This is a genomic window from Bradyrhizobium embrapense, from assembly GCF_001189235.2.
GTDB lineage: Bacteria > Pseudomonadota > Alphaproteobacteria > Rhizobiales > Xanthobacteraceae > Bradyrhizobium > Bradyrhizobium embrapense.
Genome location: NZ_LFIP02000005.1, coordinates 431,488 through 446,061, shown reverse-complemented (window position 1 = coordinate 446,061; position 14,574 = coordinate 431,488). Strand labels below are relative to the sequence as shown.

General features: G+C 64.4%; 14 protein-coding genes. 8 read left to right on the top strand and 6 right to left on the bottom strand.

Features of this window, described 5'->3' with window-relative positions:
• Positions 1–8 precede the first annotated feature (8 nt).
• Both hemA and AKN83_RS24650 read left to right on the top strand, forming a co-directional pair.
• Positions 9–1,238 carry a 5-aminolevulinate synthase gene (hemA, locus tag AKN83_RS24655; RefSeq protein ID WP_050403350.1) on the top strand — a complete coding sequence of 410 codons (1,230 nt, stop codon included), beginning with the start codon at positions 9–11 and terminating at the stop codon, positions 1,236–1,238.
• Positions 1,239–1,382: 144 nt separating this feature from the next.
• Positions 1,383–4,892, top strand: coding sequence for a PAS domain-containing hybrid sensor histidine kinase/response regulator (locus tag AKN83_RS24650; RefSeq protein WP_050403349.1), 3,510 nt, complete (start codon positions 1,383–1,385; stop codon positions 4,890–4,892).
• 192 nt (positions 4,893–5,084) lie between these two features.
• Here AKN83_RS24650 and AKN83_RS24645 read toward each other — a convergent pair whose 3' ends face one another.
• Together AKN83_RS24645 and AKN83_RS24640 are read right to left on the bottom strand one after the other, a co-directional pair.
• Positions 5,085–6,263 carry a YncE family protein gene (locus AKN83_RS24645; protein ID WP_063695502.1) on the bottom strand — a complete coding sequence of 393 codons (1,179 nt, stop codon included), beginning with the start codon at positions 6,261–6,263 and terminating at the stop codon, positions 5,085–5,087.
• A gap of 158 nt (positions 6,264–6,421) precedes the next feature.
• Positions 6,422–7,096: a response regulator gene (locus AKN83_RS24640; RefSeq protein ID WP_050403130.1), complete on the bottom strand. Its 675-nt coding sequence runs from the start codon at positions 7,094–7,096 to the stop codon at positions 6,422–6,424.
• 315 nt (positions 7,097–7,411) lie between these two features.
• Between AKN83_RS24640 and AKN83_RS24635 the strand changes: the two genes are divergently transcribed.
• Positions 7,412–9,076, top strand: coding sequence for an MFS transporter (locus tag AKN83_RS24635; protein WP_063270686.1), 1,665 nt, complete (start codon positions 7,412–7,414; stop codon positions 9,074–9,076).
• Between the two features lie 79 nt (positions 9,077–9,155).
• On the opposite strand, the gene AKN83_RS24630 is transcribed toward AKN83_RS24635, so the two are convergent.
• The 3 genes from AKN83_RS24630 to AKN83_RS24620 are packed head-to-tail and all read right to left on the bottom strand — an operon-like array spanning position 9,156 to position 10,849.
• On the bottom strand, positions 9,156–9,629 hold the full coding sequence (locus AKN83_RS24630) for a secondary thiamine-phosphate synthase enzyme YjbQ (protein WP_050403128.1): 474 nt from the start codon (positions 9,627–9,629) through the stop codon (positions 9,156–9,158).
• 55 nt (positions 9,630–9,684) lie between these two features.
• A complete protein-coding gene (locus tag AKN83_RS24625; protein WP_050403127.1) occupies positions 9,685–10,194 on the bottom strand; it encodes a hypothetical protein in 510 nt (169 codons plus the stop codon).
• Positions 10,195–10,225: 31 nt separating this feature from the next.
• Entirely contained in the window at positions 10,226–10,849 is a 624-nt protein-coding gene (locus tag AKN83_RS24620) for a 2-hydroxychromene-2-carboxylate isomerase (protein WP_050403126.1), read from the bottom strand.
• 277 nt (positions 10,850–11,126) lie between these two features.
• Here AKN83_RS24620 and AKN83_RS24615 point away from each other — a divergent pair, with 277 nt between their 5' ends.
• From AKN83_RS24615 to AKN83_RS24595, 5 genes are all read left to right on the top strand, one after another.
• Positions 11,127–11,498 carry an AtpZ/AtpI family protein gene (locus AKN83_RS24615; protein WP_050403125.1) on the top strand — a complete coding sequence of 124 codons (372 nt, stop codon included), beginning with the start codon at positions 11,127–11,129 and terminating at the stop codon, positions 11,496–11,498.
• A gap of 72 nt (positions 11,499–11,570) precedes the next feature.
• Positions 11,571–12,320, top strand: a complete 750-nt coding sequence (locus AKN83_RS24610) for a F0F1 ATP synthase subunit A (protein ID WP_050403124.1) — start codon at positions 11,571–11,573, stop codon at positions 12,318–12,320.
• A 55-nt stretch (positions 12,321–12,375) separates the two neighbouring features.
• Complete coding sequence (locus tag AKN83_RS24605) at positions 12,376–12,606, top strand: F0F1 ATP synthase subunit C (RefSeq protein ID WP_016847054.1); 231 nt, start codon at positions 12,376–12,378, stop codon at positions 12,604–12,606.
• Positions 12,607–12,720: 114 nt separating this feature from the next.
• Positions 12,721–13,287, top strand: coding sequence for a F0F1 ATP synthase subunit B (locus tag AKN83_RS24600; RefSeq protein ID WP_050403123.1), 567 nt, complete (start codon positions 12,721–12,723; stop codon positions 13,285–13,287).
• 3 nt (positions 13,288–13,290) lie between these two features.
• The gene (locus AKN83_RS24595) at positions 13,291–13,776 is read left to right on the top strand and encodes a F0F1 ATP synthase subunit B family protein (protein ID WP_050403122.1); all 486 of its coding nucleotides are present in this window, start codon (positions 13,291–13,293) and stop codon (positions 13,774–13,776) included.
• 107 nt (positions 13,777–13,883) lie between these two features.
• Here AKN83_RS24595 and AKN83_RS24590 read toward each other — a convergent pair whose 3' ends face one another.
• Entirely contained in the window at positions 13,884–14,531 is a 648-nt protein-coding gene (locus AKN83_RS24590) for a hypothetical protein (RefSeq protein ID WP_050403121.1), read from the bottom strand.
• Between the last annotated feature and the right edge of the window lie 43 nt (positions 14,532–14,574).

Genomic DNA, 14,574 nt, shown 5'->3' with positions numbered 1-14,574 from the left:
GTTCGCCGATGAATTACAGCCAGTTTTTCCAAACCGCCCTCAACCGCCTGCATGACGAGCGGCGCTACCGGGTGTTCGCCGACCTCGAACGGATCGCGGGACGCTTCCCGCACGCGACCTGGCATTCGCCGACGGGCAGCCGCAACGTCGTGATCTGGTGCTCCAACGACTATCTCGGCATGGGCCAGCACCCCAAGGTGGTCGGCGCCATGGTCGAGACCGCGACCCGGGTCGGCACCGGCGCCGGTGGCACCCGCAACATCGCGGGCACCCATCACCCGCTGGTGCAGCTCGAGGCCGAGCTCGCCGATCTCCACGGCAAGGAAGCCTCGCTGCTGTTCACCTCGGGCTATGTCTCGAACCAGACCGGCATCTCGACGCTCGCCAAGCTGATCCCGAACTGCCTGATCCTGTCGGATGCGCTGAACCACAATTCGATGATCGAAGGCGTGCGCCAGGCCGGCTGCGAGCGCCAGATCTTCCGCCACAACGACGTCGCGCATCTCGAAGAGCTTTTGATCGCCGCCGGTCCCGACCGGCCGAAGCTGATCGTCTGCGAGAGCCTTTATTCGATGGACGGCGACGTCGCGCCGCTCGGCAAGATCTGCGATCTCGCCGAGACATACGGCGCCATGACCTATGTCGACGAGGTGCATGCGGTCGGCATGTACGGGCCGCGCGGCGGCGGCATTGCCGAGCGTGATGGCGTGATGCACCGGATCGACGTGCTCGAGGGCACGCTGGCCAAGGCGTTCGGCTGTCTCGGCGGCTACATCGCGGGCCGCGCCGAGATCATCGACGCGGTGCGCTCCTACGCGCCGGGCTTCATCTTCACCACCGCGCTGCCGCCGGCGATCTGCTCGGCCGCGACCGCCGCGATCCGCCATCTGAAGACCTCGAACTGGGAGCGCGAGCGCCACCAGGACCGCGCCGCCCGCACCAAGGCGATCCTGACCGCCGCCGGCCTGCCTGTCATGTCGAGCGACACCCATATCGTGCCGCTGTTCGTCGGCGATCCCGAGAAGTGCAAGCGCGCCTCCGACCTGCTGCTCGAGGACCACGGCATCTACATCCAGCCGATCAACTATCCGACGGTCGCCAAGGGCACCGAGCGGCTGCGCATCACACCCTCGCCCTACCATGACGACGGCCTGATCGACGCGCTGGCCGAGGCCCTGCTCCAGGTCTGGGACCGGCTCAGCCTGCCGCTGCACCAGAAGCCGCTGGCCGCCGAGTAACCCTATCCGCCTCCAACGGCGAATTTGGGCCGGCCGTGCATCGCGCGTCGGGCCCTTTGCGTTATAATCCTGACACCCGGCCCCTTTGTTTGAGCACGCTTTTCCGGATCATGCCCTAGAGGCCGGGACAGGAGATGAGCAGGGATGCTGCACGACTGGGGCGTTATCGCCACGGCGTTCGCCTACATCGGATTGTTGTTCTTCATTGCCAGCCGCGGCGACCGCACGCCGCCGGACGCGCGCGGCCGTGCCAGCCAGTGGATCTATCCGCTGTCGCTGGCGATCTACTGCACCTCCTGGACCTTCTTCGGCTCGGTCGGCTTCGCCACCCGCACCAGCGTCGACTTCCTGGCTATCTATGTCGGCCCGATCGTGATGATCGGGCTGTGCACGCCGCTGCTCCGCCGCGTCATCGCGCTCGCCAAGTCGCAGAACATCACCTCGATCGCCGACTTCATCGCCGCGCGCTACGGCAAGAGCCAGGCAGTCGCAGCCACCGTGGCGCTGATCGCGATCATCGGCTCGGTGCCCTACATCGCGCTGCAGCTCAAGGCGATGGCCTCGTCGCTGGAAACCATCTTGAGCGAGGACCAGGCGTTCTCGAAGATCCCGATCCTCGGCGACATCGCGCTGATGGTGACGCTGGCGATGGCGGTGTTCGCGGTGCTGTTCGGCACCCGCCACACCGATGCGACCGAGCACCAGCACGGGCTGATCCTGGCGATCGCCGCCGAGTCGATCGTCAAGCTGGTCGCCTTCATCGCCGCCGGTGCCTTCGTCACCTTCTGGATGTTCTCCCCCGTCGAACTCTACGAGCGCGCCCTGAAGACGCCGGAGGCGGTCCGCGCGATCGAGTATGTGCCGTCGATCGGCAATTTCCTGATCATGACGCTGCTGTCGTTCTGCGCGGTCATGCTGCTGCCGCGCCAGTTCCACGTCAGCGTGGTCGAGAATTCGACGCCCGGCGAAGTCACCCGGGCGCGATGGCTGTTCCCGCTCTACCTCATCGTCATCAATGTCTTCGTGATTCCGATTGCGATCGCCGGCCTCGTCATCTTTCCGTTCGGCGCGGTCGATGCCGACATGTTCGTGCTGGCGCTGCCGATCGAGGGCAATTCGCAGCTGCTCAGCCTTGCCGTGTTCGTCGGCGGACTTTCGGCGGCAACCGCGATGGTGATCGTCGAATGCGTCGCGCTGTCGATCATGGTCTCCAACGACATCGTGCTGCCGCTGGTGCTGCCGCGCAGCGACGACATCAGCGTCGGCCAGAAGGATTTCGGCGACTTCCTGCTGAAGGCGCGCCGGTTCTCGATCTTCGCCATCATGGTGATGGCGTACTTCTATTACCGCGCGCTCGGCAACACCCAGCTGGTCGCGATCGGCCTGTTGTCCTTTGCCGCGATCACCCAGCTCGCGCCGGCCTTCTTCGGCGGGCTGTTCTGGCGGAGAGCCACCGCACGCGGCGCCATGGCGGGCATGCTGGTCGGCTTCGCGACCTGGCTCTACACGCTGTTCATCCCGAGCTTCCTGGAAACCTCGACCGCAGGGTTGATGCTGCTGCAGCACGGACCGTTCGGGATCGAGGCGCTGCGGCCGCAGGCGCTGTTCGGCGCCGACCTGCCGCCGCTGCTGCACGGCGTGCTGTGGAGCCTCGCACTCAACATACTGACCTATGTGCTGTTCTCGCTGGCGCGCGCGCCGTCCGCGATCGAGTTGTTGCAGGCCGATGTGTTCGTGCCCAACGCGCTGGCCCCGATCGCGCCGAGCTTCCGGCGCTGGCGCACCACGGTGACGGTGCAGGACATCGAGGGCACGGTGAAGCAATATCTCGGCCCCGACCGCACCCGCGAGGCGTTCGCCGCGTTCGCGGTCGACCGCAACATCGTGCTGCAGGCATCGGCGCCGGCCGATTTCGAGCTGCTGCAACACGCCGAGCGGCTGATCGCCTCCTCGATCGGGGCTGCGTCCTCGCGCCTCGTAATGTCGCTGCTGCTGCAACGGCGGACAGTGTCGGCCAAGGCCGCGCTGAAGCTACTCGACGATTCGCACGCCGCGCTGCATTTCAACCGCGAGATCTTGCAGACCGCGCTCAATCACGTGCGCCAGGGCATCGCGGTGTTCGACGCCGACCTGCAGCTGATCTGCTCCAACCGCCAGTTCTCCGAGCTGCTCGCGCTGCCGCCGCATCTGGTGCAACTCGGCATCCCCTTGCCCGAGATCCTCGAGTTCATGGGCGCGATCAGTCCGCCGCAGGCCGGCGACAGCGACAACCTGCTGCAACTGCGGCTGCGCGCCTACACCACCGAGGGCGAGCCCTATCTGGAACGCTTCACCGACCGCCATCTGGTAATCGAGGTCCGCGCCAACCGCATGCCGGGCGGCGGGCTCGTCATCACCTTCTCCGACGTCACGCCGAGCTTCGAGGCCGCGGAGGCGCTGGAGCGCGCCAATGCCACGCTGGAAAAGCGCGTGCGCGACCGTACCGAGGAGCTGACGCGACTGAACTCGGAACTCGCGCTCGCCAAGGGCATCGCGGAAGACGCCAACGCCTCCAAGACCCGCTTCCTTGCGGCGGCCAGCCACGACATCCTGCAACCGCTCAACGCGGCACGGCTCTACGTCACGAGCCTGGTCGAACGCCAGAACGGCGGCGAGGATTCGCGCCTGGTCGAGAACATCGACGACTCGCTCGAGGCGATCGAGGACATCCTGGGCGCATTGCTCGATATCTCCAGGCTCGACGCCGGTGCCATGACGCCGGCGATCACGAGCTTCCGGATGGCCGATCTGATGCGCTCGCTGGAGATCGAGTTCATGCCGATCGCGCGCGACAAGGGCCTCGATCTGCGCTTCGTGGCCTGCTCGCTGCCGGTCGAATCCGACCGCTCGCTGCTGCGCCGGCTGTTGCAGAACTTCATCTCGAACGCGATCAAATATACCCCGCGCGGCCGCGTACTGGTCGGCTGCCGCCGCCGCGGCGACGCGCTGCAGATCAGCATCTACGACACCGGCGTCGGCATCCCCGTGCAGAAGCGCGGCGAGATCTTCAAGGAATTCCATCGCCTCGAACAGGGCGCCCGGATCGCCCGCGGCCTTGGTCTTGGCCTGTCGATCGTCGAACGGCTGGCGCGCGTGCTCAACCACCGCATCGCGATCTCCGCCAATGTGAGCGGCGGCTCGGCATTCTCGGTCACCGTGCCGGTCGCAACCGCCGTCAACCATACCGCCGCCGTCACGACGGCGACGCCGCTGTCGAAGACGCCGATGAGCGGCTCGCTGATCGTCTGCATCGAGAACGACCCAGCGATCCTCGACGGCATGAAGACGCTGCTGACGGCGTGGGACGCCGAGGTGATCGCGGTGCTCGATGCCGATGGCGCGATCAGCGCAATCGAGGCCGCCGGCGGCCGCGTCACCGGCGTGCTGGTCGATTATCATCTCGACCGCGGCAACGGCGTCGCCGCGATCCGCGAGATCCGCCGCCGCTTCGGCGACGGCATTCCGGCGATCCTGATCACCGCCGACCGCAGCCCCGCCGTGCGTTTGGCCGCGCGCGAGGAAAACATCGCGGTGCTGAACAAGCCGGTCAAACCGGCCTCGCTGCGCGCCCTGCTCGGGCAGTGGCGCACGCAGCAGATGGTGGCGGCGGAGTAGTGGCAGCGATGCAATCCGGGCGCGCATCTCGCGCTGGAGCGCGATGAGATTAGGTCAAGCTGGATCGGCATCGGAGGTTCACCTCTCCCTTGGGGAGAGGTGAACCGAGACCGCGGCAAGCCGATTTAACCAAAACTCATCCCGCTTTAGATGATGCGACGAGATTGCATCGCAAGATCATCAAGCGTCGGTTCAGTTCGGCCCCATTCGGGCCGACGCCGGGTGCCCCGGCACCTGAAAGTGCTTGCCGGTGTCGGTGACGTTTGTTCCGTCGACCTTGAGGATCGAGAAGTCCTGGCTGAGGTAGTTCCCGACCAGGATGTATTTTCCGTCAGGCGTGAAGACGGCTGCCTCAGGCAGGCCGCCGACTTCGATATCTCCGGTCTTGATCACTTTCTTGCCGTCGATCTTCAGGACCGAGACGCTGCCGTTCTTTTCATAGAAGAACGCATTCTTCATGTTCGAGCCGCGCAGGATCACTGCGACTGCGAGGTCCCCCTTCGGACTGACGGCAAGCCCCTCCGGTCCATCGCCGACCACCACGCGGTCGATGATGCGCGGCGGCTTCGCTTCGAGGTCGATGACGCTGGTCGTGTCGACGCTGCCGTCCGACGCACCTGCATTGCCATTGTCCGACGTCAACGCGATCTTGCTGTTCGGGGTCACTGCGACGTTGTAAGGCCACTGGCCGGCCGGCAGGTCCATCTTGTTGTAGGTGATCTTGTCTCCGGCGACGTCGAGCACCGATATCTTGTGCGCGGGAAAACGCACGGCCAGTGCGTGCTTGCCGTCTGGCGCGAACGCGACATGCGCGACACTGTCAGGCATCGGTATCGTGTCGGTGACCTTGACGTCAGTGCCGTCGACCGACAATACGCTGATCGAATTGTCGCCGCGGTTGGCGACCAACGCCATCTTGCCGTCGGGACTGAAGCTCAACCCCGATGGCTGCTTTCCGCCCACAATGGTCGCTGCCAGCTTGGGCGGGGTCGCCTTGAGATCGATCACATAGATCTTGTTGTCCGGCACCTGCTTCAGAGCGTCGCCTTCCTTCACCACGTCCACGGAATCCGCGACCAGCGCCACTGTTCCGGTCGGATCGATAGCGACGTTGACCGGGGGGCCGACCACCGAGTTCTTCAATGGGAGAGCAGCCGCAATCTTCGGGTTCTCGGGATCGGCGAGATCGACGATCAGCACCTGATCCTTGCCGGGCGCTGACAGCACCGGCTTGCCATCGTCGTCCCACAACAGCTTCTCGTCGAGGCCGACGATCATCAGCGGCCTGGCCAGAGCGCAGGTGAAAGAGCCGGCACCGAGCAGGATTGCTGTCGCTAGAGACAATCCGGCGGCGCGGGTTACAGAGGTCATGGCGTTCTCCCCAAAAGCACACGGCCTCTCACGGGCCGATGCCGGGCAGAATACCCGGTTTTCGACCGATGCACACTCAACAGGGGAACTAGATGGCGTCGCGGCCGCCCGCGGTTCATGTCACCCGTCGGCTCGCAATGCCGCCGAGTTGGCAGGGATTACGTCGAAGGCGTGCCCTGCCGCCATTGGCCGCCGGCGATCTTGGCGGCGGCGATCACGGCTTGCGTCCGGCTTTCGACGCCGAGCTTCTGCAGGATGGCCGAAACATGAGCCTTGATGGTCGCTTCGGAGACGCCGAGCTCGTAGGCGATCTGCTTGTTGAGCAACCCCTCGGACAGCATCATCAGCACCCGCACCTGCTGCGGGGTCAGCGTCACCAGACGGTCGCGCAGCCGCGTCATGTCGGGATCGCCGGCCGCCGACAGATCGGTGTCCGGCGGAACCCAGACGTCGCCCTCCATCACCTTCATGATGGCGTCACGCAGGGTGTCGACGCCGAAGCGCTTGGGGATAAAACCGGAGGCGCCGAAATCGAGCGAGCGGCGGATGGTTCCGGCATCGTCGCTGGCGGACACGATGACCACCGGAATCGCCGGATATTGCGCCCGCAGATAGATCAGGCCGGAGAAACCGCTGATCCCCGGCATGCTCAAATCGAGCAGGATCAGGTCGACCTCGGAGTCGCGTTCCAACAGGGCGGTCAGGTCCTCGAACGATCCGGCCTCGCTGATCGTGGCTGAACTCACGACGCTGGACACCGCCTGACGCAACGCATCCCGGAACAGCGGATGGTCGTCGGCGATGACAAGATGAGTATTGGCAGCAGCAGTCATCTCAGTCCCACAAGCGTGCCTCGGGAAGCCCACGCCGTTCGGTTGTCACCCGCGCGGCAGTACCACGCAAGCTCTTGATAATACCAGATGCCAACGCAGTTAACCCGCCGAGCTTGTGCGCCGCAATAGACGCACGCGGGGGCGTTCCATCCGGCCCTCGCCTCTCAAGATAGGTTCAAGCGTGCAAAAGCCAAAAGTCTTATTGGGGCGGGTTTCACTGCGATGTTACCCTCGACTTAAGCCTAAGGCCCGTTCGGGCTTAACCCGCCAGCCGGGGGCGAGCATGGCAACAATAATTCGGGGGGAGCAATCCAGATGTCCACTATGACTGCAACTTCGGCACGGCCCGCCGGCATGACAAAGGATGAGCGGTTCGTCATCCTGGCGTCGTCGCTCGGCACCGTGTTCGAGTGGTACGACTTCTATCTCTACGGTTCGCTGGCCGGCATCATCGGCGCGCAGTTCTTCTCCGATTATCCGCCGGCGACGCGTGACATCTTCGCGTTGCTGGCCTTTGCCGCGGGCTTCTTGGTGCGCCCGTTCGGCGCCATCGTGTTCGGCCGGGTCGGCGACATCGTCGGCCGCAAATACACCTTCCTCGTCACGATCCTGATCATGGGTCTGTCGACCTTCATCGTCGGCCTGTTGCCCAGCGCCAAGACCATCGGCATCGCAGCACCGATCATCCTGATCTCGCTGCGCCTGTTGCAGGGCCTCGCCCTCGGCGGTGAGTATGGCGGTGCGGCGACCTACGTCGCCGAGCATGCCCCGCAGGGCAAGCGCGGCTACTACACCTCGTTCATCCAGACCACGGCAACGCTCGGACTGTTCCTGTCGCTGCTCGTGATCCTGTTCACCCGCACCTTCACCGGCGAGAAGGACTTCGCCGATTGGGGCTGGCGCATTCCGTTCCTGGTGTCGGTGCTGCTGCTCGGCATCTCGGTCTGGATCCGTCTGCGGCTGAACGAATCGCCGGTGTTCCAGCGGATGAAGGAGGAAGGCAAGACCTCCAAGGCGCCGCTGACCGAAGCGTTCGCGAACTGGGCCAACGCCAAGATCGTGATCCTCGCACTGCTCGGCCTCACCATGGGCCAGGCGGTGATCTGGTACACGGGCCAGTTCTACGCGCTGTTCTTCCTGCAATCGATCCTGAAGGTCGACGGCTACACCGCCAACCTCCTGATCGCCTGGGCGCTGCTACTCGGCACCGGCTTCTTCCTGGTGTTCGGCGCGCTGTCGGACAAGATCGGCCGCAAGCCGATCATCCTGGCAGGCTGCCTGATCGGCGCACTGACCCTGTTCCCGATCTTCAAAATGATCACGACCAACGCCAACCCGGCGCTGGAGAAGGCCTATGAGACGGTCAAGGTGCAGGTCGTGGCCGATCCCGCCGGTTGCGGCGATCTGTTCAACCCGGTCGGCACCCGCGTCTTCACGGCGCCCTGCGACACCGCCCGCGCCTTCCTCGCCCAGTCGTCGGTGAAGTACTCCACCGTACCGGGCCCGGCCGGGTCGCCGGTGAAGGTCACCGTCAACGACAAGGAAGTGCCGTACACGGACGCCAAGACGTCGAACCCCGCGATCCTCGCCGCGGTGCAGGCGGCGGGCTATCCGAAGCCGGGTGACGCCGGCATCGTGAAGATGTCGAACCCGTTCGACGTCTTCCGTCCGCAGGTCGCAGCAATCATCGGGCTGCTGTTCATCCTGGTGCTCTACGTCACCATGGTCTACGGCCCGATCGCCGCGATGCTGGTCGAACTGTTCCCGACCCGCATCCGCTACACCTCGATGTCGCTGCCCTATCACATCGGCAACGGCTGGTTCGGCGGCTTGCTCCCGGCGACTGCGTTCGCGATCACCGCTTCGACCGGCGATATCTACTCCGGTCTCTGGTATCCGATCATCTTCGCGGCGATCACCGTCGTAGTCGGCGCGCTGTTCATTCCGGAAACCAAGGACGTCGACATCACCAAGACCTGATCGTCGACACCGCAATCAAAATGCATCGGCCGCGGAGCGATCCGCGGCCGATATCATTTTGATTGTCAAATCGAACGCGTCAGCGCGTGGCACCGATGAATTGCAGCACGATCTCGCGTCGGTGCGCTCTGGCACGATGCTCGATCAGATAGATGCCCTGCCAGGTGCCGAGCGCCATCTCGCCGTCGAGCACCGGGACCTGCAGCGAGGTCGCCGTCAGCATGGTCTTGATGTGCGCCGGCATGTCGTCGGGACCTTCGGTGTCGTGACGCCAGCCGCCGTCCTCGGGCGCCGCGCGATCGAGCGCCGTCATCAGATCGACCAGCACCGTCGGATCGGCATTCTCCTGGATCGTCAGCGAGGCCGAGGTGTGACGGATGAACAGCGTCACCGCACCCTCGCCGGCGCGCGCGTCGCGCAGGAATTTCGCGACCTCGCGCGTGATGTCGGTGAAGCCTGCGCCAAGCGTTTCGACCGTCAGGCGCGAGCTGACGATGGTGGAGGCCGAGACGGCGGACAGCGCCGAGCGGGACACTTGTTTCGATGAATTCATCTGGCTCTCTACACGTCATCCCGGCGAAGGCCGGGACGACATTGCGCAAGCAAAATCAAATCTTGCCGCCATTGACGTCGCGCTGCACGCGGTTGGCCATCTCGATCAGGCGCCGCCAGGCCCGCTCGACGAACGACATCATGCGATCCATGTCGCGGTCGCTCGGCAGCGGAATCTCGATCTTGCGCTCGCCCTCTGCGACCTTCGGCTCCGGCTTCTTCAGCTGATCCGATTTCGGCAGCGCCTCGTCGGTCTTGGCCGATGGCGCGCGCGCGGCGAGCTCGCCTTTGAGCCGGTCATTGTCGGTTTGCAGGCGCCCGATCTCGGCATCCAGCGCCGCCCGCTCGTCGGGCACCATGTAACAGGCCCAGCCGGCGCTGGAATTGGTGCAGGTCGAGACCGCACCGGTGCGGGTGTCGAGCCGCAGGAAGCCATCGCCGGCCGGCGACAGCGCGTAGCGGCCGTTCTCGGAATCGGGCGCAGATTGCGCGAGCGCCGCGCCGCTTGAGATCAGGATGGCAACAACTGCGATGGACAATTTCGAGGACGACATCGCGATGGGCATGGCTTGCTCCGCCTCAACCTGATTCCTGCCCCTAAACCACAGAGCTATAGGGCTTGCGACCTGACTTCAACGCGTCCTCGAGCAATTCGATCCGATCCTGCCCCCAGAACACCTCGCCATCGAGCACATAGCCGGGCGAGCCGAACACGCCCGCGTCCAATGCAGCTTGGCGATTCTGCTCATAGGCCGCGCTGATCGCATCAGAGGCGGAGCGCTCCACCACCTGCCGGCCGGGCAAGCCGGCATCGTCGGCGAGCTTCACCAGCGTCGCAGCGTCGGCAAGGTTGAGCTCATTCTCCCATATCGCAGGATAGGCCCGTTGCAAGAATGGCTCGGGATCGAGCCCGGCCTCGAGCAGCGCAATCACAACGCCGTCGGCAAGCCGCCCATTGAACGGCCAATTGGCCGGCTGCAGGTGAAAATTCAGCCCGCGCTTGTCGCGCCAGCGCTGCAACTCGATCATCCGGTAGCGCTGTCGCACCGGATGGCGCTGGGCGAGCGGCAGCCCACCGGTCTCCGAGAACAGATCGACCAGCAGCACGGGCCGGCAATTTACCTTGAGATCGTAAGTATTTACGAGCCGAACGAAGGGCTTGTGACCGATATAGGCCCAGGGTGATTGCAGCGAGAAGTAGTAATCGATCTGGCGTGGCATACGGAACCTTGACTGCACGAGGAGGATAAGAACTTTCGGCGATCCCGGCAGAGCGGGAAATGCCAGACAACATCGCTTCACAGCATACTAGCTGCTGCACTGCGAACACTGCGTCACTCTGACCTTGAATATCTCCAAATAAAACCAGCAGAATCAAAGCAATAAGCGGTTACGACGCAATCTTGACTTGATTAGACTCGGTAAGTATGGTCCGCGCGGCTTTTGACGGGGACGGGCGCAATTTCCATCATCCGCGGCATCGGTTAGTGTTTGCAGCATGGCTGAGAACACCAACGACGGCGCAGATGGAAGTCGCGATCAATCGCCTCCCGACGAAGCTGCGCTTTCCGCAAGGCTCGGAAGTCTCGATCATCGGTTGTCAGAAATTCGCGACAGCCGCAGGAGCAAGACTGATCAATCCGGTACTGAAAGCGGGGACAGTGCCGCCAGAGCTTCGGCAATGGCGCTCGGTTTTCGTCTTTCCTCGGAGCTGATCGCGGGCGTTGCCGTCGGAGCGGCGATTGGCTGGGGATTCGACCGTTTGCTGTCGACGTCGCCATTCGGCTTCATCGTGTTGACGCTGCTCGGCTTCGTTGCCGGCGTGGTCAACGTGGTGAGGTCCGCGGGCGTGGCCTCGGGCAAGCGCTGAGCGCTGGCGGGAAGTCACGACATTTGAAATTCGATTACCGGCACGATGGCCGGTGGACCAAGAGCCGCGCGGATGAAAATCGACCCGATCCACCAGTTCAATATCGAGCCCCTCTTCACGCTCGGCCACATCGGCAATCACACGATCGCCTTCACCAATTCGTCGCTCTTCATGCTCATCGCGGTGCTGCTGATCGCGCTCTTGATGCTGGCGAGCGGCCGGGAACTGGTTCCGGGCCGCCTGCAGTCGGTCGCCGAAATCTCCTACGAATTCGTCGCGTCGACGATTCGCAGCACGGCCGGCTCGGAAGGCATGAAGTTCTTCCCGCTGATCTTCTCGCTCTTCATGTTCCTGTGCGTTTCGAACCTGGTCGGCGTGATCCCCTACACATTCACGATCGCGAGCCACCTGATCGTCACCGCGGCGCTGGCACTGCTGGTGTTCTTCACGGTGCTGATCTACGGCCTCTATAAGAACGGCCTGAAATTCTTCAGCATCTTCGTTCCCCACGGCGTTCCGATCTACATCCTGCCGCTGGTCATGTTCATCGAGGTCCTGTCGTTCTTCCTGCGGCCGGTCTCGCACAGCGTTCGTCTGTTCGCCAATATGCTGGCCGGCCACATCGCGCTGAAGGTGTTCGCGGGCTTCGTCGCGATGCTCGGCTTCTCGCTCGGCGCGCTCGGCTGGTTCGGCGGCGTGCTGCCGCTCGCGCTCACGATCGCGCTGTATGCGCTCGAACTGCTGGTCGCATTCCTGCAGGCCTACGTGTTCGCGATCCTGACCTGCATCTACCTCAACGACGCCATTCATCCGGGACACTAAGCGGTCCGGGGAATCTCCACCCACCAATCTGTCTATCTTTCTCAAGGAGCTACAAATGGAACCGGCAGCAGCAAAACTTATCGGCGCGGGCATCGCGTGCATCGGCATGGGCGGTGCGGGCGTCGGCGTGGGCATCATCTTCGGCAACTACCTCGCCGCTGCGGTGCGTAACCCCTCGGCCGCTCAGGGCCAGTTCGGCAACCTGATCTTCGGCTTCGCCGTGACCGAAGCGCTCGGCATCTTCTCGCTGCTGATCGCGCTGCTCCTGCTGTTCGTTCCGCTCTGAGCGGCACCCCGGTTCCGCTTTCGCGGCAACCCGGTTCCGCTCTCGCGGTAACCCCTTCGCGCCGCCCAAAGGTCATCTCAAGGGCGGCGCGCATGACAGCAACAGGAGAACACCATGGCTGAGAGTCATGGCGAGGCAAAAGGCCAGAAAGCCGGCGCCCACACCGAGGCCGATGGCGGACATCACGGCGGAGCCTTTCCGCCGTTCGATTCCTCCAATTTCGCCTCGCAGCTGGTGTCGCTGGCGATTGCATTTGTCGCGCTCTATCTGATCGTGTCGCGTATCGCACTGCCGCGCGTCGGCGGGACGATCGATGCACGCCAGAACAAGATCGAGGGCGATCTGGCCGAGGCGCAGAAGCTGAAGGACGAGTCCGACGCGGCGCTGAAGGCCTATGAAACCGAGCTGGCGAATGCGCGTGCCAACGCGCAGGCGATCGGCAACGAGACCCGCGAGAAGCTGAACGCGGCCTCGGAAGCCGAGCGCAAGGCTCTGGAAGAGAAGCTGGCGGCCAAGCTCGCCGACGCCGAGAAGCAGATCGCAACGACGAGGACCAACGCCATGAGCAACGTCCGCGGCATCGCGGCGGATGCGGCCGGCGCCATCGTCCAGCAACTTGCCGGCGTCACGCCGGACGCGAATGCGGTCAACAGCGCCGTCGACGCGTCGCTGAAGGGATAGACGATGTTTTACGAACCGGAAACCTGGGTTGCGATCGCCTTCGTCCTTCTGCTGGTCGTATTCGGCTATCTCGGCGTCCATCGCACCCTGCTGACGGCGCTCGACCATCGTGCCGAGCGCATCAAGGCCGAGCTGGATGACGCCCGCCGTCTGAAGGACGAGGCCAACAAGCTGCTCGGCGAGTACAAGGCGCGCCGCGCCAGCGCGGAGCGCGAAGCCGCCGACATCATCTCCAGCGCCAAGGCCGAAGCCGAGCGGATTGCGGCCGAAGCCAAGACCAAGATGGAAGATTTCGTCGCCCGGCGAACCAAGACCGCCGAGAGCAAGATCGCCCAGGCCGAGGCGCAGGCCGTGGCCGATGTGCGCGCCGCCGCGGCCAACGCCGCCGTGACCGCCGCCTCGACCATCCTGTCGCAGTCGGTCAAGGGCTCGGTTGCCGACGACCTCGTCGGCAAGGGCATCGCCGAAGTCCGCTCCAAGCTGAACTGACGCGATCACACTTCCTTCCGGAAAAGGCCGGCGCGAGATCATCGCGTCGGCCTTTTTCTTTGTTCCTGCCGCTTCTTGTTCTACCGGCCCCGTCACGGCCGCCGCCGCTACTTCTTTTTGCGCGGCGCGCGGGGCTTGGGCTCCGGCTTCAGCGCCTGCGGATCGAAGCCGATATAGAAGATGTAGTCGTCGTTCTCCGCGGCCGACGGCGCCGGATAGACCACATCCTCGGCAACCAGGCTGAACGGCACGCTGCCGCTGTCGTCCATCTGCACCGTGGTGGTGTAGGCCTTGGTGGCGATGGTCTTCTCGCCGACGCCGCCCTTCACCACGGCGACGCGCAGCGGCACCTGGATGGTCGGCGGCGCGCCCGAGGGGCCGACAATCACCCGCCCCTGGATACCGATCTTGGCGGTGATCTGGCCGCTGTTCAGATCGCATTGCCGCGCCGTGCGCGTGATCGAGGCCAGGAACTTGACATCGTTGCCGACCGCCTCCTTGCCATCCACGGCCACCGAATAGGTCGACGCGCCGGAGCGGATCTGCACCGGCGGACAGGTCAGCTGGGCGTCGGCGTCGTTGAGCTGCTGCGGCGCTGCCGGCGTCGCCGGCTTCGCATCGGACGAACCGCCGCCGAACAGGCTCTTGAAACGGTCGCTCAGCGACTGCGCCGAGCCGGCCTCCGGCAGCAGGGTGGCACCGAGACCGATCGATATCGCCGCCGTGAGCGCCAACCTGATCACCCTGTCACCCATTCAATATCCTCAACTCTCCAAACACGGTTCCCCGTTTCGCGGG